This is a genomic window from Burkholderia singularis (assembly GCF_001718875.1).
Classification (GTDB): Bacteria; Pseudomonadota; Gammaproteobacteria; order Burkholderiales; family Burkholderiaceae; genus Burkholderia; species Burkholderia singularis.
Genome location: NZ_CP013448.1, coordinates 2208418 through 2228735, shown reverse-complemented (window position 1 = coordinate 2228735; position 20318 = coordinate 2208418). Strand labels below are relative to the sequence as shown.

Sequence of the window (20318 nt, the reverse complement as noted above, 5' to 3'; positions counted from 1 at the left end):
TCCTGGCGGGGAATACGGGCGGTGGTGCGCATCGCCCGTCGAATTGATTGGATTGGTCGCGCGCGGGCCGGGCGGGTTCGGCGCGGCCTCATTGGGGATCGATCATGAGCAATCTGGATACATTGTTGTTGTCTGCCGACCAGCGCGAACGCTACCGGGCGTTGCTCGCGGAACGACGCCTCGCGGATCCCGGCGGGCAGGGCATCGCCCCGCGCGCGCCGGGCCAGCGCATCCCCCTCACCAGCTATCAGGAACCGCTGTGGTTCATCGACCGGTACGAGGGCGGCGATACCGCGCATAACGTCGTGTATCCGATGGGCCTGCCCGAGGAAGAGATCGACGAACCGGCGCTCCTGCAGGCGATCGGCCGCATGATCGAGCGCCACGAGATCCTGCGCACGACGTTCCGGCAGGACGACGCCGGCGCCGTGCAGATCGTGCATGAAAGCTGGCCGCCCGCGCTCGAGCGCGTCGATCTGCGGCCGCTGCCGGATGCGCTGAAGGAAGCGACGGGATGGAAGCTCGTCGACAAGGAGGCGGCCCACCAGTTCGATCTCGAACAGGGCCCGCTGATCCGCTTCACGCTGCTGATCGTCGCGCCGAACAAGAATGTGCTGATCGTGTCGCTGCATCACATCGTGTGCGACACATGGTCGGTGGCGATCATCGATCGCGAGATCCGCACGCATTACGATGACATCGTGAACGGGCGTCCATGCTCGCTGCCGCCTGTGGCGGCACAGTTCGGCGACTATGCGATCTGGCAGCGCGAGCAGATCGCGCGCGGCGCGCACGCGCAGCATGTCGACTACTGGGTCGAGCGGCTCGCCGAGGCGCCGCCGCTGCAACTCGAGACCGATTTCCCCACGCCGGAGCGGCGTAGTCACCGGGCGGCCAACAGCCTCGTGCTGATCGAGCCGGATCTGCTGGAGAAAGCCAATGCGTGCGCGAGAAGCCATGGCGTCACGCTCTACATGGTCTTGCTGAGCGCGTTCAAGATCATGCTGGCGCGCCATACGGGACAGTCCGATATCGTGGTCGGCACGCCACATGCGAACCGCGAACTGGATGTGATGCGCGACGTGATCGGTTTCACGATCAATTCGCTTGCGCTGCGCACCGAACTCGATGGCAATCCGACCTTCGAGGACGCGGTGCGGCGCGTGAGCACGAGCGCGCTGCAAGCTTACGAGCATCAGGCGGCGCCGTTCCAGTCGGTGGTCGAGGCGTTGGGCGTGCGGGGCAAGGGCGAGCGGCTCAGCCGCTATTCGCTGTTGCGCGTGTTCTTTTCGGTTCAGAACATCAAGTGGGCAGATATCGGCCTGCCTCAGATCAATACCGGGAAGCTGCACGACAAGCCGCGCTTCACCGTGCCGCACCCGACCACGAAATACGACATCTATATGTACCTGCGCGAGCGCGACGGCAAGGTGCTGGGGGGCGTCGAGTACGACACGGAACTGTTCGCGCCGAGCCGTATCGAGCGGATGATCCGGCATTTCCTGCGCATTCTCGAGCAGGGCGTGACAAACCCGGGCACGGCGATTCACGCGCTTGCGATGCTCTCGGAGGACGAGGTTCGCGCGCTGTGTCCGGCGCCGCGCCCCGGTCCGCGCGACGCCGAGCCGCCGGCGGCGATCCACGCGTGGTTCGAGCGGATGGCGACGCGTTGGGCCGATCGTCCCGCACTGATCGACGGCGAGCGGGTCGTGACATACCAGGCGTTGGCGGATGCCAGCGCGAGGCTCGCCGGCGTCGCGCCGCTCGCGGGGCTGGCGCCGGAGCAGCGGGTCGGCTTGCTTGCGGACCGTTCGATCCCGATGGTCGAGACGGTGCTCGCGGTGCTGCGCGCGGGCGGCGTATGCGCGATGCTCGATCACAGCGCGCCGGCGCTCCGGATCGGGGATGCGGTGCGCGCGCACGGCATCGTTACGCTGCTGTGCGACTCGCTTCTGGAAGCCGCCGGAAACCTGCCAGGCGACGTGATCACGCTCGATGCGCTGGCCGCGCGCGCGTGCGCCGCGCCCGCGTCAGGGGCGCGCCACGTATGTGCCGAACAGACGGCCTTCGTCTTCATGACATCGGGTTCGACCGGCGTGCCGAACGCGGTCGAGTTGACGCATGCGGGCGTGTTGAATGGGCAGTTGCCGCAGACGTGCCCGCATCCGATTGGTCCCGGCGACCGGCTGCTGATGACCACGCCGACTAGCTCGGCGCGACTCGTCGGCGAATTGCTGTGGCCGCTCCTCAACGGCGCGACTGTAGTGATGTGTCGCCCGGGCGGGCATCAGGATCCCGTCTATCTGGGCGAGCTTCTGCAACAGCAGCGGATCACCCACTTCAGCGTATTGCCCCAGGTGTTGACGGCTTTGCTGGACGACCGGGTGCTGGCCCGTTGCTCCGATCTCAAGCTGGTGTACTGCGTCGGACAGTCGCTTGAGCAGCAAATGGCGGCGCGGTTTGTCGCGATGTCGGGCGCGACGCTCTACAACAGCTATGCGCAGACGGAAGCGTGCCCGGTGACGTTCCATCCGTGCGACGGCGCGGCCGACGCGGGGCTCGCGCCGGTCGGCCGCGTTGCGCCGCACACCGCGGTCTACGTGCTCGATGCGTACCTGCGGCCGGTGCCGACTGGCGTGACCGGACAGATCGCGATTGCGGGCGACCTGCTGGCGAGGGGCTATATGGGGAATCCGCGTCTCACGGCGGAAAAGTTCGTGCCCAATCCGTTCGGCGCGCCGGGCAGCCGCATGTATCGCAGCGGCGACCTCGGCTCATGGGACGAGCAAGCGCGACTCGCGTTGCGCGGGCGCAGCGACCAGCGCGTGAAAATCCGCGGCTACCGGATCGATCTCGGCGAAATCGAGCATGCGCTGATGTCGATCGACGGCGTCGACGAGGCGGCGGTCGTCGTGTCGTCCGATCTGCGCGGCGAGCCGGCGATTGCCGCTTTCATTCGCGCGCGGCCGCTGCCGGTGGAACAGCGCAAGGGGATCGCGCAACTGCTCAAGGCGCGTTTTCCGGTGCGCCGGAAAGATGTGCAGGCGCCGCTCGCCGATCAACTGCGCGCCATCCTGCAGGCCCGACTGCCGTTCTACATGGTGCCGGCGCGCATCACGCAACTCGATGCGCTGCCGCGCGGTCGGACCGGGAAGGTGGATCGCGTCGCGCTGGCCGCATACGGCGCCGGTCCGGCGGCGCCGACGAGCACGCCCGAAGGGGCGCCGCGCACGGAGCGCGAGCGCGTGCTGGTCGCGATCTGGCGCGACGTGCTCGACCTGCCCGCCGACCGGCCGTTCGGCATTTACGACAGCTTCTTCGAACTGGGCGGCCACTCGCTGAGCGCGGTGAAGATCGTGCGTCGGATCCAGTCGGAACTGAACGTGAAGCTCGACATTCGCAATGTGTTCGAAGCGGTCACGATCGCGGGGCTGGGCGACCTGATCGAGTGGACGATCGGCGCCGACAGCTTCGATGACGTCGAGCTGTGAGCGGGCGGCCGATATGCTGACGAATGTGGATCGCAACCGGACGGCGCGGCGCGTGCCGTACATTCACCGGTTCGAGGAAACGGCGCGGACGCACCCGTCGGCGATCGCTGCTGAAGACGCGGCCCGGCGCGTGACCTACGCCGAGCTGGACGGATTGGCGAATCGCTTCGCGCACGAAATGCGGCGGCTGGGCGCGGGGCGCGGGGCGATCGTCGCGATTTCGCGCGGGCGCGATGTCGTGATGCTTGCCGCGATCCTGGCGACCTTCAAGTGCGGCGCGGCCTATCTGCCGATCGATCCCGGCGCGCCCGCCCAGCGCAAGCGGTACATGCTGGCGCGTTGCGCCTGCCGCCTGATGCTGGCGGATGCGCACGCAGACCACGCGATCGATCCGGATCGCGCCGTCACGGTCGTCGATCCCGCGGCGTGGCTGGCGTCGGGGCCGCAAGCCGGCCACGCGCTGCCCGACGTGACCCTCGACGATCCCGCCTACGTGATCTTCACGTCGGGCTCGACCGGCGAGCCTAAGGGCGCGCTGCTGTCGCAGGCGAACCTGGTCAATCATCTGTGGGCGAAGATCGACGATCTCGGGCTTCATGCGGGCGACCGCATCGCGCAGACCGCACCGTGCGCGTTCGATCTGTCGGTCTGGCAGTTTCTGGCGGCGGGACTGGTCGGCGCGCGCGTGACGGTCGTGGCGCAGGACGCGGTCGCGCATCCGCCGGCGCTGCTGGATGGGCTGGCGCGCGCGAATGTGACCGTGCTGCAGGCGGTGCCGAGCTATCTGGCGACGCTGCTCGATGTCGTGGCGCGGCATCGCGCGCGCGTGCCCGACACACTGCGCATCATGGTGACGGCGGGGGAGCGCCTGCCGATCGCGGTAGCGCGTCGCTGGTTCGACGTCAGCGACGCGCCGCTCGTCAATGCATACGGCCCGACCGAGTGCGGCGTGGACGTCACGCATCACGTGATGACCTGCGCGCCGGACGGCGAAGCCGTGCCGGTCGGCCGCGCGATCCCAGGCGCCGAACTGCATGTCGTGGATGCCGACCTTGCTCCCGTAGCGGACGGCGACGCAGGTGAGCTGCTGATCGGCGGCATGGCGACGGGCGTCGGCTACATCGACGCGCCGGCACAGACGGCCACATCATTCGTCGCGGTGCCGTTCGCGCAGGGGCGCTTCTATCGGACGGGCGACCGGGTCAGGCGACGCGGCGGCGTCTATGAATTCCTGGGTCGGCTCGATCTGCAGATCAAGCTGCGCGGCCATCGGATCGAACCCGAGGAAATCGAAGCGGTGCTGCTGCGGGACCCGCACGTGCGCGCGGCTGTCGTGATGCTTTACCGCGACGGCGAGCGTGCCGAGCTGGCGGCGCTCGTCGAGCGCGCCAGGCCGGATCTGCCCGTCGACGCGCTGCGCGAAGCGTGTCGCGCGCGTCTGGCGGCGGCGCTGCCCGCGTACATGACGCCGCAACTGATTGAAATCGTGTTTGCGATACCGCTCAACGAACGCGGCAAGACGGACCGGGCCGCGGCGACGCGACTTCTGCACGCGTTGAATCCGTTTCAGTGAAAATCCACTCCATGAACCTGTTCGACCGCATCTTCCATCGCCTTGTCGAATGCGATTTCCTGTACCGGAACGTCTTGAATCGCCGTCCGACGCGCGAGTACCGCCATCACCGCGCCGTGCTGTGTGACGAGGGACGCCGGATCCTGAAAGCGTTGAACGACGACGGCGTTGCGATCTCGCACGTGAGCCGCTTCGCCGCAATGCAGCCGCTGTTCGACGCATTGCGCGAGCAGGCGTGTCGGGCCGAGTCGCAACGCCGCAAGCGCGTGCCCGCGAACTCCGATCAGGCGCGGGCCTATGCATTCATGTCGAACGTGCTGGGTTCGTACCCGCGCTTCAATCCCGATAGCGTGTACGCGCGTTTCGCGTGCCAGGCCCCGTTCCTCGAAATCATCAACGCGTACTTCGACATGTTCGTTCAGTTGAGAAAGTACGCGGTATTCCGGCATTCGGGGGGCGGGCTGTCCGAGAACGGCAAGTGGCACCGCGATGGACGGTGCGATACGTCGGTGGTGCGTCTGTTCGCCTACTTCGCCGATGTCGGCGCATGCAATGGCGCGATGCGCTACGCGCGCGGCACGCACCGCAAGGGCGCGCAGGGCAGCCGGATCGAGATTGCGCCGGCGAGCCTCGATCGGCAGGCCGTCTCGTGCGACGGCCCGGCGGGCACGCTGGTTTTCGCCGATACGCGCGGCTATCACCGCGCGGGCGATTTCACGCAGGGCGAACGCTGGGTGTTCAACGGCGTGTTCACGTCGCCCGGCTTCGGGGCCGACTATTTCACGCGTACCGGGAAGCGGCGTCCGGTACGCGGAAACCCTTTATCGTGGGCGCTGTCGAGCCCGCTCACGCTGACCGACAACTTCGCACCAGACCAATCACGATGAACGAGCGAAACAGCCCGTCTTTCGGTTCCCGCCACGCCGACGAAGCGCCCCTGTCCTGGGGGCAAAAGCAGATGTACCGCGCGATGCGGATCGATCGCGACGCGGCCCACTTCCACATGACCGATGTGCTGGCGTTGCAGGGCGACGTCGATCTGCCGCGGCTCGCGCGCAGCCTGGCCGATACGTTTGCCAACCATGCGACGCTACATCTGCGCTTCGTACCGTACGCGGACGACGACGACGGCGTCGCGCAGCGCTTCGACGACATCGCGCCGATCGCGTGCCCGGTGCACGACTGGTCCGGCCTGCCGCCCGACGAGGCGGCGGCGCAACTCGCGGCGCTGCGCGTCCGGTTCCGGGAAACGCCTTTCGATTTGGCCGCCGCTCCGCTGTTCCGCTACGCGTTGGTGCGCCTGTCGTCGCGCGACAGTTGCCTGTTGCTCACGGTGCATCATCTGCTGGCCGACGACTGGTCGATGGGACTGCTGCACCGGGAACTCGCGGCGCGCTATGCCGGACGCGATCCGGCGCGCCCCGCGCGGGACGATGGCGGCGCGCGCTATCTACGCTTCGCCCGGCGCCAGCACGCGTGGTTGCGCTCCGACGAGGGCACGCGCGCGGTCGCGTTTTGGGCCGACCGCCTTGGCGCGCTGCCCGCCCAGCTTGCGCTGCCGGTCGATCGGCAGCGCAGCGTCGCGGGCACGCCGCGCAAGCGGACCCTGACGGGCGTGCTGCCCGTCACGGCGACGCGCCAGTTGCACGCGCTCGCCCGTGCCACGCATGCGACCTTGTTTTCGATCCTGCTGGCCGCCTACGACGTGCTGTTGTGGCGCCTGTCCCGCTGCGAACGCGTGCCGGTCGCGACGCTGGTCGCGAATCGCGGCGACGGCGAATTCGAGGATACGGTCGGCCTTTTCTTCAACACGATCGTCCTCGTCTCGGACGTGCGGCCGGATCAGCCGTTCCGCGACTTCGCCGCGCGAGTGGCCGAGATCACGCTCGAAGGCATGGCGCGGCAGCAGGTTCCGTTCCAGTACCTCGTCGAACGGCTGTGCCCAGTCAGGGATCCCGCGCGGGTGCCGTTTACGCAGGCGCTGTTCGCGTTCATGAATGCGTCGGGGCCGCGTTTGCGGCTCGGCGACGTGGCGCTCGCGCAGTTGGGCGGCATCGACGCGGGATCGACCTACGACCTGAAGCTGACCGCGTATGAAAAAGACGCGGCCGTGGAGGTGGTGTTCGAATACGACGCGAGCGTCGTCGAGCCGTCGACGGCGCAGGCCTGGCTCGACGTGTATCTGCGAATGCTCATGGATGCCGCGCGGGAACCCGATACGCCGCTCACTCATCTCGGCTGGACGCGGCGCGATTCGATCGCGTCCAGGATGGCGGGCGATACGGACGTGCTGGACGACTGGGGCGTCGCGGTGCCCGCTGGTTTTGTCGGGCAGTTGTGCCGGTTCGACGATCCGTCGGCCGCGCCGGTGCGCCTGGGCGTGCCGGCGCGGCGGCTGGCGGACCTCAGTGTGCGCACGCTGGACACGCGACCGGCGCACTACGACGTCGATGGCGGCCGCATCGACATCGACGCGGTCGAACGGTGCGCGCGCGCTGTGACGGGAGTGCGTCGCGCGCTGCTGACGCACGATGTCGAACACGGGCTGGTCATGCATCTCATGGTGGACGAGGCGTCATTCGCGCTCGCCGTGCTGCGTCGCGCGCTGTTCGCGTCGTTGCCGATGCATGGCGTGCCGTCGCGATTTCGCGTCGTGCCGTGGATCGTCGAGCAGGTCGGCGGCGCGCCCGACCTGGATGAATTGTGGCGGGTCGGGCGCGATGCGGACGACGCGTCGCGCAAGCGCCCGCCGAGGGATGCGCACGAGGCGGCGGTGTTGCGCATCTGGGCGGACGCGCTACGCTTTCCCGGGCTTGGCGCGGAGGACGATTTCTTCGCTGTGGGCGGCAACTCGCTGTCCGCTGCGCTGATCGTCGCCGAGGTCAACCGGGAGTTCGGCTGCACGTCGACGCTTCAGCAGTTGTTCGAAGCACGCACGGTCGCGCGCTTTGCCGTCATGGCCGCGCAGCGCCGAGAGGACGCCGCCTGTGGCGCCTGGTACATGCAGCCGGACGCACGCAGTGACGAGTGGACCCGCATCGAAGAGGACGGCAGCCTGTCGTACCCGGTGTCCGAGGCGCAGGCGCGGATGTGGGTGCTCGACCGCCTGCCCGATGTGTCGGACCGTTACGTGATGAAGACCGCCTACCGGATCGACGGCGCGCTCGACGTGAGCGCGCTGCGCGCGTCGTTCGCGGCGCTGGTGCGGCGGCACGAACAGTTGAGGGCGGTATTTCGGGCGGTGGACGGTGAGATCCGGCAATGCCTGCTGCCGACTGGCGCGGTGCATCTTGATGAAGTGCGCTGGGAGGGCGAGACGCCTCCAGGCGATACGCCGCCCGCGCACCTGATCCAGGACCTCGATGCGGCGTTCGATCTGGGCAGCGGGCCGCTGATCCGGGCGCGGCTCGTGCATACCAACGATCCGAAGGTGCATTACCTGTACGTCGCGCTTCATCACATCGTGGCGGATGGCTGGTCGATGGGGGTGATCGTCGACGACTGGCTGCGGCTTTACTCGGGCCGCGACGCGCTTCCCGTCCTGCCCGCAGAGTATCGGGACTATTGCTGCTGGCGGCGCTCGGACGAGGCGCGGCAGGCCGTCGATGCGGACCTGCGTTACTGGCGCGACCGACTGGGCGGCGCGCGCGGCGAACTGGCGTTGCCGGCACGGACGGTGGCGCCGGGTGCCGGCCCGCGCGCCGGTCATCATTCGTTCCGCTTGCCCGCCGTGCTGTGCGAGGCGCTTGGCAGGATCGCCGCCGCGCACGGCGCGTCGATTCACGCCATCCTGCTGACCGGGTTTGCGATCGTGCTGTCGCGATACAGCGGCCAGAGCGATCTGTGCATCGGCGCGCCGGTCGCGAACCGCGATCGGGAAGGGACCGCGCCGATCGTGGGGCTGTTCGTCAATACCGTCGTGCTCCGGATGCGGATCGATGCGGGGCGCTCGCTCGCCGATCTGCTCGCGGCGACCCGGGACACGGTCATCGATGCGCTTGCGCACGCAGGCGCGCCGTTCGAGGAAGTCGTGCAGGCGCTGCAGCCGCAGCGGCATCTCGATGCGTCGCCGCTGTTCGAGGCCCTGTTCGCGTTTCAGGCGTTTGCGCCGTCGGTGTCGGCGCCGGACGGTCTGACGCTGCGAGGTATCGCGCAACGCACGCAGCAGGCGAAGTTCAAGCTGAGCGGCACGGTGACGCTCGGAGCGGGCATCGGTTACGGCGAATTCGAGTTCCGCGAGGATCTGCTTGATCCGGAAATGATCGGGCGCCTGGCGGCCGATTATGTGTCGATGCTCGAGCAATGGGCAGCGCATCCCGACGCTGGAATCCTGGCGCTGACGCCGCACACGGCGCGCGTGTCGCCGGTCGCGCCGGTTTCCGCCGATGCGGCCGGATTGGGCGGCGTGCGTGCGCTGTGCAAGATCGTCAGCCGGCAGGCGCGCCGTGTGCCGGACCAGCCGGCGCTGCGCGATCGCGCGACGACACTCTCTTATGCCGAACTCGATGCTGGTGCGAATCGCGTGGCCGCGCGGTTGCGGGCGCAACGTGTGGGCGCGGGTTCGCGCATCGGCCTGGGTGTACCGCGCTCGGCCGATGCGATCGTCTGTCTGCTCGGCATTTTGCGCGCGGGCGCGGCTTACAGCCCGATGGACATGCAGGCTTGCGCGTCGGACTGGCGTGAGCACGCAAGCGACGCTGGCCTCGACGCGATCGTGCTGGCCGGACCGGCTGGCGCGGGCCTCGACGGCGTGCGCACGATCGCGCTCGACTATCTGGTTGCGCCGATGGCCGATGGACCGGCCGCGGTGATCGCATCGGGAACGGCTCAGGCGAGCGCGGTGGTTTTTCGCACCTCGGGATCGACAGGCCGGCCGAAGTGCGTGACGGTGCCGCATCAGGGCGTGCTCGCGCTGATTGCGTGGGCGTGCGGCGCGTATGCCGCGCGCGAATATCGAAACAGCACGTTCGCGACCGCATTGACGTTCGATGTGTCGCTGTTCGAGATGTTCACGCCCTGGGCGCTGGGCGGCTGCGCAACGATGCTGGAGAGTCTGCAGGTCCTGCCAGAGTCGGACACTCAGCTGACCTGCGTGAGCGGCACGCCATCGCACGTCGCGATGCTGCTCGACCGGGGAGACTTCCCGGCCGGCGCCGTGACGCTGAATGTCGCGGGTGAGCCGCTGCCGCGCAAACTGGTCGAACGGATCTTTGCGCAGACGGACGTACAGCGCGTCGTCAATCTGTATGGTCCCACCGAATGCTCGATCTACGCGAGCGTCGAGGATATCCGGCGCGCCACATTCGACGGCGCGGTGGGCATCGGCCGTCCCCATCCGCACGCCGCGCTGTATCTCGTGGACGACGCTCTGTCGGAAACGCCCGCGGGTGTGCCGGGGGAGATCTGCATAGGCGGGAGCGGGCTCGCCCACGGTTATGCCGGACAACCCGCGCTCACGGCCGAGCACTTCATTCCCGATCCCTTTGCCGGCAAGCCGGGCGCGAGGATGTACCGCACGCGCGATCTGGGCCGGGTCGACGAGCGCGGCCATGTTGCTTATCTGGGGCGCGCCAACGGCGTCCGGAAACTGCGCGGCGTGTGGGTCAATTTCCATGATCTGACCGCGGACGTGCGCGCGTGCGACGGCGTAAGCGACGCGGTGGTGCTGCCAATCGCATCCGGCGACGACGAGGACGACGCGCGCGTGATCGCGTTCTGCGTGCCCGAAGCGGGCGCGATCCTCGATGAAACGACGCTGCAACAGGCGTTCCGGGCGCGCGTGGCGCGCACCCGCCCGCTCGCGTACGGCCGCCTCGTCAATCGCTTCGTCGTGCTCGATGCACTGCCGTTGACGCCGAACGGCAAGGTCGACGTCCACCTGCTCGCACAGTGGGAATGGCGCGCGAGACCCGAGCCACGAGTGCCGTTCGCGCCGTCGGATTCGTTCGGACACCTGCTGCGCGACGCATGGCGAAACGCGCTGAAGCGGGACGATATTGCGCAAACCGATGATTTCTTCGCGTTGGGCGGTCATTCGTTGCTCGCGCTGCGCATGCTGGCGGAACTGGAACGGGCGACGGGGCTCGTGCTGCCGCTCGGGCACGTGTTCGAATTCCCCGTGTTTGCCGAGTTCGCGGCGCAGGCGGACGCGCTCGCGCGAACCGGCGGGACGTCGCAGCCGGGACGGGACGGCATCCGCCCGATCGCGCGCGGCGGACATCTCCCCGTGACGAGCGCACAGCGGCGCATGTGGTTTCTGGATCAGATCGACCCGGGCGCGACGCACTACAACGTGTCGGTCGTCCTGCGCGTGCACGGGGTGACGGACGATGCGCGGTTTCTGTCCGCGATTCGCGCTTGCCTTCAGCGTCACGAGGTGTTCAGGACGTCATTTCATTTCGTCGATGGCGAGGTCGTCGCGCAGATCGACGATACGCATGTTCCCGATCTGGCGTGTGAGGATTGGTCGACGCTGACGGAACTCGAGCAGCGCAAGAACGAAGCCGCATGGCGTGCGATGCAGGCGTCGCATCGTTTCGATTTGCGTCGTCCTGGGCTGTTCCGGCTGCAGGTGGCGCGTCTGTCCGAGCAGACGCGGCTGCTGGCGCTGGTGCTGCATCACGTCATCACGGATGCCGATTCGATCTCGCTGCTGGTCGACGAGATCGGCCAGCAGTATGCGCAACCGGCCAGACTCGCCGCACCCGCCATTCAATACATCGACTACGCGGCATGGGCGCGTGCGCGCGGCCCCGCGCACGAGGCGCATCTGGCGTACTGGCGTGAGCAGTTGCGCGACTGTCCCGAGTTCCTGTCGCTGCCCGCCGATTACCCGCGCGACGCAACGATGCGACACGATGGCGCGACGCATGCGTTCCTGATCGGACGGGACGAGCTGGAGCAGGTGGGCGGCCTGCTGGCCCGGCTGCGCGTCTCGCGCTTTGTCGGCCTGCTCGCGTTGTTCAAGCTGGCGGTGCATCGCTACGCGGGCAGTCGCGACATCTGTATCGGCACACCCGTGACGAATCGTCAGATCGTGTCGACCCGCGCGATGCAGGGCTTCTTTGTCGATACGCTGCCGCTGCGCACGCGCTTTTCGCCGAGTGATACGCTGGCCGGCTTCATCAGGCGCGTGCATGCCGTCTGCGTCGATGCTTTCCGTCACCAGGAGCCGGGCCTCGAGGCGATTGTCACGGACCGGCAGTCCGAGCGCGTGCCGGGATATCACCCGTTGTTCCAGCTCGCGTTCGCGCATACGGATGAGACGCTCGCGACAAACGACGCGCACGGGCTGCACTGGCGTGTGTCGCAGGGCGGCCGTCACGCGACGCCGTTCGACCTCACGTGCCATTGCAACGAAACGCCGGACGGCATGTGGGTGACGCTCGAATACAAGACCGCGCTGTACGCACCGGCAAGCATCGCCGCGTTTGGCGCGCACCTGCGGCACTTGCTGAGCTGTCTGGCGACGCATCTCGACGTGCCGCTCGCCGCGTTGCCGGGCGTCGATGTCGGTGCCTCCGTGGTCGCGCCGGCCGTGCGCGATGCCCGGTTGATCGACGGATTCGCACGCCACGCGAAGGCCAATCCCGATGCGATCGCGGTCAAGACCGTCTCGGGCGAGTTCAGCTATGCGACGCTCGACGCCGAGTCGAATCGACTCGCGCGCCGCTTGCTGGCGGATGGGCTGCAACCGGGCGAGTGCGTCGCGCTCTGCGTGGAGCGCGACTATCCGCTGATCGTCGCGCTGCTGGCCGTCAGCAAGGCGGCGGGCTGCTTCGTGCCGTTCGACAGCGACGTGCCGGCGCTGCGGCTGCGCGGCATCATTGCGCAGCATCGCATCACCCGGCTCGTGTCGACCCACGCGATCGTCGCGCGCTGGTCGCTGGAAGCGACGCAGTCGATGCGCGATGTCTGCCTGTACGACGTCGGGACGCAGCGGGGTACACCCGCGCCGGGCGGCTTCGGGACAGTCGTGACCGCGCGGGACTGGGCCGACTCGCGCCCGTTGCCCGTCTCCGTCGCGCACGATGCGTCGCACGCCGCCTATGTCATTTTCACGAGCGGCTCCACCGGCACGCCGAAGGGCGTGATGATCGGACACGCGGCAGCGTGCGCCACGCTCGACTGGATCAACGAGCGGTTCCAGGTCACCGCCGGCGACCGGCTGATGTGGTGCGCGTCGCCAGGGTTTGATCTGTCCATTTACGACGTGTTCGGCGTGCTGGGGGCGGGCGCCACGGTTTGCGTGGCCGATCGCGGCATGCTGTTCGACCCGACCGTCCTGGCCGCTTATCTGACGCACTGGAACGTGTCGATGTGGGATTCCACGCCGGCCGTGCTGCAGTTCGCGCTCGCCGGCTGCGACGTGCTGGCAGACGCATTCCGCAGTGAGACGATGCGGCTCGTCATGCTGAGCGGCGACCGGATTCCGGTCACGTTGCCGGCCGACGGCAGCCGGCATTTTCCGAACGCGCACTGGTACGCGCTGGGCGGTGCGACCGAAGCGGCGATCTGGTCGAACTTCCATGACATCGGCCGGGCGGAGGCGGCGCGGGCGATGCGCTGGCGGCGCGCGGTTCCCTATGGGCGCGCATTCGGCGCAGCAGCGTATTTCGTGCTGGATGACGATCTGCGGATCTGCCCGGACGGCGTCGAAGGCGAGCTGTATATCGGCGGCGGTTGTCTCGCGGATGGCTACCTCGGTGCCCCCGCGCTGACTGCGGAGCGATTCATTCCGAATCCCTTCGCGGCGTCCGGGCGGCTTTATCGCACCGGCGACCGGGTCAGGCGCGATGCTTCAGGGACGCTATGGATACTGGGCCGGACCGATACGCAGATCAAGTTGCGCGGTTATCGAATCGAACTCGGCGAAGTCGAAAGCGCCATCCAGCGGATGCCGGAGGTGCGCGCCGCGCTGGCGCTGATGGACGCCTACCGGCAGGAGATTCGCGCCTATGTCCAACTCACTGGACCGGGCGCGCTGGACGACGCGCAGGTGCTGAGTTATCTCGGCGCGCGGCTGCCGCACTACATGGTTCCGGCGTCGGTTCATTTCGTCGACGCATGGCCGATGACGGTCAACGGCAAGGTCGACCGCGAGCGGCTTGCATCCGATCACGGCCAAGCGGCCAGCCGCAGTCCGCGAACCGCGTTCAGTACGCTGGCGGGCCGGCTCGCGACGCTATGGGAAGAAGTGCTGGGCACCCCCGTTGAAGACATGGAAAAGAGCTTCTTCCACTACGGCGGAACTTCGTTGATGGCGGTGCGGATAATCGGTCTCGTCAATGAACGGCTCGGCACGGCATTGCAGGTCTTCGACGTCTTCCGCTATCCGACGCCGAGCCGGCTCGCGATGCGGATCGCCGTGCCCGACGCGCAGCCGCCGTCCCGGCCGGCGTCGTCCGCCGACGCGGCGGTGGTCAGCGTCTGGAAGGCCGGAGACGGCCGCATGCCGATGCTGATCTTCATCGCGCCGCCTGGGACCGACGGCGCCTGCTATGCGGCGTTGATGGACGAGTTGCGGGCCTGGCCAGGCGGGCTTGGCACGGTTGCGCTCACGTTGCCGCTGTTGCGGCGGTGGCGCGATGGCGCGGAGCAGTCGGTGCGCTCGCTGTGCCGACTGATAGCGGCCGCGCTCGCGGAGGCCGGAATCGAACGCGCAATACCGTGCGGATGGTCGTTCGGCGGCATGCTGGCGGCGAATCTGCTGAGCCGGGCCGATGCGTCTCGGTTGACGTTGTCGTCGCCCGCACTGCTGATCGATGCGTTCGGCGTAATGGATACGGTCGGCGGCGCAGCCGGGCAGCCCGGCGCGGCGCGCGAGACGTCCGATGCGGTGGCGGGATTGCTGCCCGATGCGATCGACGATGCAGCCCTGGCCGAATTGCGCGAGGCATCCGTCGCACTCCTGCAGGCGGGCGCGACAGGCGGACATGAGGTAACGACGCCCTGCATCGCGCTGCTCGAAAGCGCGGGTCCGGCGCACGTCAGCGCGTCGTCGAGCTGGCCGAGGACGGCTTTATTGCACGTGCATGCGCTTGACGCGCATCACTACGCGCTGCTGCGCCGGCCCTGGGTGCAGGAGGTGGCGTCGTGGATCATGACGTCCCTCGATCACGATGCGGCACATGGGATGCCAGTGACGGAGTCGATCTGAACATGCCAGTCAGGATTCTGTTGTTGCGCCGTGAACGGGCGCTGTTTCTCGCGCTATGCGTGTTCGCCGGGCTGGCGTCGTCGGGTGCCGTCATCGTGGCGATTCGCGAGATCGCCTTTGCGTTGACGGATCGCGTCGCCGGTCAGCATTTCGCGTGGCCCGTATTCATCGCGGCGCTTGTCGTGACCGTGCTGGGCGGCCTGTGTTCGCAGGTTACGCTGAGCCACGTCGGCGCGCGGATCATGCATGATCTGCGAAGCCAGGTTGTGTCGCGCATCATGCATCTGCCGTACGAGACGCATGAGCGGCTCGGGGCGTCCCACCTGCATGCGATCTTGTCGGAGGACGTCGCCAAGGCATCCTCCGCGCTCGGAACACTGCCGTCTTTCGTCGTCTGCGCGGGCCTTGCGGCATTCGGATTCGGGTATCTGCTGCTGCTTTCGCCCGTTCATTTCGTGGGGGTGGCCACGGTTCTGCTCGTTGGGATGAGCGTCGCGCGATACGCGTCCGCGTGCCTTGACCGAACGCTTCGCGAAGCGCGGACCGACGAGGACGAGATGCAGGGGCTGTATCGCGCGCTCATTGAAGGCGCGAAGGAGTTCCGGCTCAGCGCCGGTCGTCGGCAACGCTTCATCGAGTCGACGTTCGCGCCGTTGAGTCTGCGGCTTGCTTCGCGCAAGAGGGCGAGCGGCATCCTCTGGGGGGCGACGGTGCAATGGAACAACTTCGTTTTCTTTATGCTTCTTGCCATGGCGACCGTGTTGCCGAACCAGTTGTCGCTCGGCAACGCCAGCACGTTGACGACGTATGCGCTCGTGTTGCTACTGTTGCGCGGCCCGTTGATGGCGTTGATGGAAATGGTGCCAACCCTCGTCGCGGGTAAAGTTGCCCTTGAGCGCCTCGCCCGGTTTGAACAGCCTCAATTGCCGCGCGAGCGTGCCGACGTGACTGAACCCACAGTCCGAAGTCTCGCGCTGCGGGCCCTGCGTTTTCGCTATCCCGTCGACGCGGATGAACAGCCCGTATCGATTGGCCCGATTGATTTGCAGTTGACCGCCGGAAAAATCGTATTCGTCACAGGCGGCAATGGCTCGGGCAAGACGACGCTGGCGAAATTGCTATCGGGGCTTTATGCGGCGAGCGAAGGATCTGTGCTGTTGAACGATGTCGCGCTCGGCCTGGATTCGGCCTTGATGCTGCGGCGGTGCGTCAGCGCGATCCATAGCGATTTTTTTGTCATGCCCTTTGAGACGGCCCCTTCGGCACGAAGCCCGATGTTGAGCCAATGGATTCATCTGCTTGGGCTCGAAGACAAATTGTCTGCGGCGGGCGGCTGGCAATCGGCTCCGCGCCTTTCCCAGGGGCAGCGAAAGCGGCTGGCGCTGGTCAATCTGCTGGCCGACGATAAGCCGGTTTGTATTTTCGATGAATGGGCGGCGGATCAAGACAAGAGCCGTCGGGAATTGTTCTATCGACGGTTCCTGCCCGAACTGGCGGCGATGAAGAAACTGGTCATCGTTGTGACGCATGACAGTGACTATTTCAATGTGGCCGACACAATCGTGCATATGAAAGATATGCAAATTAGCTTTGTCAAGGAGAATGAAAAATGAGTTGGGACCATGAAGATACCGAATTTAACGTCGTCGTCAATCATGAAGAGCAGTATTCGATCTGGCCGGTTTACAAGGAAGTGCCGGCCGGCTGGAAAACAGTGGGCGTGAGTGGCAAGAAAGCGGTGTGTCTCGATTACATAGAAAAGACGTGGATAGACATGCGTCCGTTGAGCCTGAGGCGCGCGCTTGAGGAAAACGCACGCGAATCGAAGTGAGCGCTGATTTGAGTCGATGCTCATCCCGATTGACCATCGTTCTCACAGGTTTAATTTGAAGCGCTTGTGCTGCGCATGCTGATCTTTGGAAATTCTGCGCGGCCAGCGCTTCATATATTTAAGAAGCCTCAATGCAAATGGAACTATTTTGCAATATAAAGTCAACTCTTTGTCAACATATCAGTCGTAATTTTTTTCCTGGATATCAAGATGGCATCGTGCAATTCATCGTATTCGATGAAGCCGAGGGAAAGTTTTATGCGGAGATTTCGGAAAGCATCAGATTTTTTGACGGTATGTGCGAAGCGCCGGACGCAGTGGTCGAAATGTCCGCCGCAGTATTTCGGATGTTGATCGAGCAGCCATACGCAGCCTTGGAAGATGCTATCAGGGTATCAGGGAATCGCGCCCTGGTTTCTCTCATCGCTCATGCTGCGCAGCCGGAAGCGGATAGCGGCCGAACCCGCTTGCGCAATCTGACTTCGCAGGCGACAAATCTGGCGTTGCCCGAAACTGAGGTGCATCGAATGGCGGCCGTTGATTCAAGACAATTAATGCAGATATTGCATATAGGGACGCCGGTGATTCTAACGACGATGCTCAAGGCCTCCGGCTGGCGGACGACATTCAACGAACTCCGACAAAGGTTTGGTGACCTGCCGCTTGCAGGACTGGATGCCGATATTCTTGGCGTCACACTAGGCCTATCAACCTTGGGGGCGCTGATCGAAGCCACTTTGGATGACGACGCGTCCGACGTCTACAGTGGTGGGTGTGCATTGCCCGGACCCATGCATGAAATATTTGAACTCCCGTTGCTGAGTCGAAAATGTTTTACCCGACCACAGTTGTGGATGGGGCGTCGGGCTTGTAACGCGTACACCCGCTTGCATCGTGATTTCTTACATGCTTTTATTGGTCAGGTAATAGGCTCAAAGAGATTTGTGCTATACCGACCGGACGACGCAGAATACCTATATCCAGGTGCCTGCTTCAATATGTTTCAGATTGCGAGATTCGATCCATTTCGGCCGGATCTGGCGAAATTTCCGCTCGCACAGCAGGCAAAATCGATCGAGTGTGAATTGCATCCCAGTGAGTTGCTCGTTTTGCCAGCGGGATGGTTCCACACGGTGAGAGGCGAGGGCGCGGTAATGTCGGTGAATCGCTTCATGCGTGAGGATGCGTGGGCAGCACTATCATCCCGCCGCGAGTTGGAGGCCCAACAGCGTTGAATTCATATAAGCATGTAGGTCTTCCGCCAAGACTTACCCGCTATGAACGGAAATGCGCGGATCGCTTCGGATGCAATCTGGGCTCAATCAGCCATTTTAGAAAGAGAATGCCTTTCGAGGCCAAGCACCACCGGGGGATGCTTTCATTGTGGCGCGTACTCGGACGCCGACGACTTCTATCAGCCAGTACACACGGAGCATCTTCAGCAAATACTGCCGATCGTCGTCAAGTATCTTCGATTGCCGGCCGGTAGGCGTTTCATCGTCGACGACCAAGAATACGAGGATGTTTAGCAGGAGCCTGCCTGGTCGCGACAGAGCAACACTGACGGCGTGCTCGGTACGCAGCTCAATTAGAGGCCCGGCCGACCCTCTTAACCAACGCAAAATCCGCTCGTGCAGCGCCGAAAGTTGATCCGCGCGCGCCGTCAGGTGATCCAGCAAGTCCCGCTGCTCCGGCGTGGTCGCTTCCGATTGGGTTCTGTCGCATTAGTGGGGGGCCAGTAGAATGGTCGACTTCGAAGAACTGAGCCCTCACCGATGCGCCTTGCTGCGAAGATACCGCGAAAGAACCTGCCCGTAGGAATCGCCAGGGTGCTCAAGCGCCTGCACTATCCGCTGGACGTGATCCTGCTGTGCGTGCGCTGGTACGTGGCCTATTCGCTGAGTCTGCGCAACCTCGAAGAAATGATGGCAGAGCGCGGCCTGGAGGTCGATCACTCCACCGTGCACCGCTGGGTCATCAAGCTGCTGCCGCTGTTCGAGAAGGCATTTCGCCGCCACAGGCGCCCGGTCGGCAAAAGCTGGCGCATGGATGAAACCTACCTCAAGGTGCGAGGCAAATGGACGTACCTCTATCGCGCGGTGGACAAGGCCGGCAACACCGTCGACTTCCTGTTGCGAGCCCGTCGTGACAAGGTTGCTACCTGGCGCTACTTCGAGAAAGCGATCGCCAGCAACGGCGCGCCCGACACCGTGACCGTCGACAAGAGCGGGGCTAACCTGGCAGCCCTGCATGCCGTGAACGCGCAGCGCGAGACGCCGATCAAGATCCGTCAGCGCAAGTATCTGAACAACATGATCGAGCAGGATCACCGGGCGATTAAACGACGAACGAGGTCCATGCTCGGGTTCCAGAGTTTTCGATGCGCACGCATCATCGTGGGTGGCATTGAGACCATGCACATGGTCGCCAAGGGACAGATGAATTTCCCCAAGGGGACTCGTTTGTCCGCAGCACAGCAATTCTATTCCCTGGTTTCATGAGCCGGGTCGGTCCACTCGCCGCCTCCAATTCTCCGTCCTTATTGCGACAGAACCAAGAAAAATGCACCGACCACGCCGATAGCGATTGTGGCTGAAGGTGCGTAGGTGTGGTCATTGGGGCAATCCAGCGAAGCGCGGGATATGCGCTGGCAGGATTGTTCCGATTTGTTTGCGTTTTGCGTAAACTGGATAACGCATTGGTCGCGGCCTGGCGGGCGGTCGCGGCAACCACCGCCCGCCAGCCCGCGGCACAGCGCAAAAATCTGGGCGACGTGACGTCAGGCGTGCCCGTGTGAGCTGGCGTTACGGTTAGAGTGAGACCGAGCGCACGAACAACGCGCGGAATCGTCGCGAAATCTGGGTCGCCGTGCTCATCAAGCGCTTTGTAGAGGCTTTCGCGCCCGCTCCCCGCGTCGCCCGCGATCTGCGTCATACCACGCGCGCGCCATGGTGCAGGTAGCTTCGTGAATGTCGGCGGAATCGCCAGTCTCGAACGAGGCCTGCAGATATTCGGCCTGCGCCTCGGGCGTGTCGAGGTATTCGGTTACATCGACGGGCGTTGTCTTGATACCCATCAATCTTCCAATGGCGCCGAAAGCGCGATGGCGCGCTCCATCGCGCCCATATTAGTTGAAACGATGTCCGCGAATCACCCGCGCTGAAGGAGCGACACCCGCCTCTCGCACTACATTCAGCACTGCGTGCAGCCTTCCAAAATAATGAGCGAGAGGACGTGCCCGGCCTCGGTAATTCGTCGAATCTG

11 protein-coding genes are annotated in these 20318 nt (G+C 65.4%); 9 read left to right on the top strand and 2 right to left on the bottom strand.

The features are described from left to right. Positions 1–104 precede the first annotated feature (104 nt). The 9 genes from AQ611_RS10055 to AQ611_RS10015 all read left to right on the top strand — a co-directional run bounded on the left by AQ611_RS10055 (position 105) and on the right by AQ611_RS10015 (position 19555). Entirely contained in the window at positions 105–3491 is a 3387-nt protein-coding gene (locus tag AQ611_RS10055) for a non-ribosomal peptide synthetase (protein WP_069234411.1), read from the top strand. Beyond that, positions 3475–5064: an amino acid adenylation domain-containing protein gene (locus AQ611_RS10050; RefSeq protein WP_231935804.1), complete on the top strand. Its 1590-nt coding sequence runs from the start codon at positions 3475–3477 to the stop codon at positions 5062–5064. Before AQ611_RS10055 ends, AQ611_RS10050 begins: the two co-directional genes overlap by 17 nt. Beyond that, entirely contained in the window at positions 5061–5951 is an 891-nt protein-coding gene (locus AQ611_RS10045; protein WP_231935802.1) for a phytanoyl-CoA dioxygenase family protein, read from the top strand. Before AQ611_RS10050 ends, AQ611_RS10045 begins: the two co-directional genes overlap by 4 nt. Further along, positions 5948–15223 carry a non-ribosomal peptide synthetase gene (locus tag AQ611_RS10040; protein ID WP_083237284.1) on the top strand — a complete coding sequence of 3092 codons (9276 nt, stop codon included), beginning with the start codon at positions 5948–5950 and terminating at the stop codon, positions 15221–15223. The genes AQ611_RS10045 and AQ611_RS10040 overlap by 4 nt, the downstream gene beginning before the upstream one ends. Before the next feature lie 2 nt (positions 15224–15225). Next, positions 15226–16836 carry a cyclic peptide export ABC transporter gene (locus AQ611_RS10035; RefSeq protein ID WP_069234408.1) on the top strand — a complete coding sequence of 537 codons (1611 nt, stop codon included), beginning with the start codon at positions 15226–15228 and terminating at the stop codon, positions 16834–16836. Further along, a complete protein-coding gene (locus AQ611_RS10030) occupies positions 16833–17054 on the top strand; it encodes an MbtH family protein (RefSeq protein WP_006029593.1) in 222 nt (73 codons plus the stop codon). The genes AQ611_RS10035 and AQ611_RS10030 overlap by 4 nt, the downstream gene beginning before the upstream one ends. A 131-nt stretch (positions 17055–17185) precedes the next feature. Beyond that, the gene (locus AQ611_RS10025) at positions 17186–18289 is read left to right on the top strand and encodes a cupin-like domain-containing protein (protein ID WP_231935801.1); all 1104 of its coding nucleotides are present in this window, start codon (positions 17186–17188) and stop codon (positions 18287–18289) included. A 42-nt stretch (positions 18290–18331) separates the two neighbouring features. Then, a complete protein-coding gene (locus AQ611_RS26725; RefSeq protein WP_425248301.1) occupies positions 18332–18583 on the top strand; it encodes an immunity protein Imm33 domain-containing protein in 252 nt (83 codons plus the stop codon). A 246-nt stretch (positions 18584–18829) separates the two neighbouring features. Further along, entirely contained in the window at positions 18830–19555 is a 726-nt protein-coding gene (locus AQ611_RS10015) for an IS6 family transposase (RefSeq protein WP_069234406.1), read from the top strand. Here the strand turns inward: AQ611_RS10015 and AQ611_RS26645 are convergent. Beyond that, positions 19446–19988 carry a helix-turn-helix domain-containing protein gene (locus AQ611_RS26645; RefSeq protein WP_308410712.1) on the bottom strand — a complete coding sequence of 181 codons (543 nt, stop codon included), beginning with the start codon at positions 19986–19988 and terminating at the stop codon, positions 19446–19448. The two genes, AQ611_RS10015 and AQ611_RS26645, sit on opposite strands and share 110 nt — an antisense overlap. Further along, positions 19930–20130 carry a helix-turn-helix domain-containing transcriptional regulator gene (locus AQ611_RS10010; protein WP_308410715.1) on the bottom strand — a complete coding sequence of 67 codons (201 nt, stop codon included), beginning with the start codon at positions 20128–20130 and terminating at the stop codon, positions 19930–19932. Before AQ611_RS10010 ends, AQ611_RS26645 begins: the two co-directional genes overlap by 59 nt. Between the last annotated feature and the right edge of the window lie 188 nt (positions 20131–20318).

What these genes read in the sequence shown, in the direction of transcription:
- AQ611_RS10055 (WP_069234411.1), top strand. Translation starts at nt 105, where the DNA reads ATGAGCAATCTGGATACATTGTTGTTGTCTGCCGACCAGCGCGAACGC.
- AQ611_RS10050 (WP_231935804.1), top strand. Translation starts at nt 3,475, where the DNA reads ATGACGTCGAGCTGTGAGCGGGCGGCCGATATGCTGACGAATGTGGAT.
- AQ611_RS10040 (WP_083237284.1), top strand. Translation starts at nt 5,948, where the DNA reads ATGAACGAGCGAAACAGCCCGTCTTTCGGTTCCCGCCACGCCGACGAA.
- AQ611_RS10035 (WP_069234408.1), top strand. Translation starts at nt 15,226, where the DNA reads ATGCCAGTCAGGATTCTGTTGTTGCGCCGTGAACGGGCGCTGTTTCTC.
- AQ611_RS10030 (WP_006029593.1), top strand. Translation starts at nt 16,833, where the DNA reads ATGAGTTGGGACCATGAAGATACCGAATTTAACGTCGTCGTCAATCAT.
- AQ611_RS10025 (WP_231935801.1), top strand. Translation starts at nt 17,186, where the DNA reads ATGCAAATGGAACTATTTTGCAATATAAAGTCAACTCTTTGTCAACAT.
- AQ611_RS26725 (WP_425248301.1), top strand. Translation starts at nt 18,332, where the DNA reads ATGAACGGAAATGCGCGGATCGCTTCGGATGCAATCTGGGCTCAATCA.
- AQ611_RS10015 (WP_069234406.1), top strand. Translation starts at nt 18,830, where the DNA reads ATGCGCCTTGCTGCGAAGATACCGCGAAAGAACCTGCCCGTAGGAATC.
- AQ611_RS26645 (WP_308410712.1), bottom strand. Translation starts at nt 19,988, where the DNA reads ATGACGCAGATCGCGGGCGACGCGGGGAGCGGGCGCGAAAGCCTCTAC.
- AQ611_RS10010 (WP_308410715.1), bottom strand. Translation starts at nt 20,130, where the DNA reads ATGGGTATCAAGACAACGCCCGTCGATGTAACCGAATACCTCGACACG.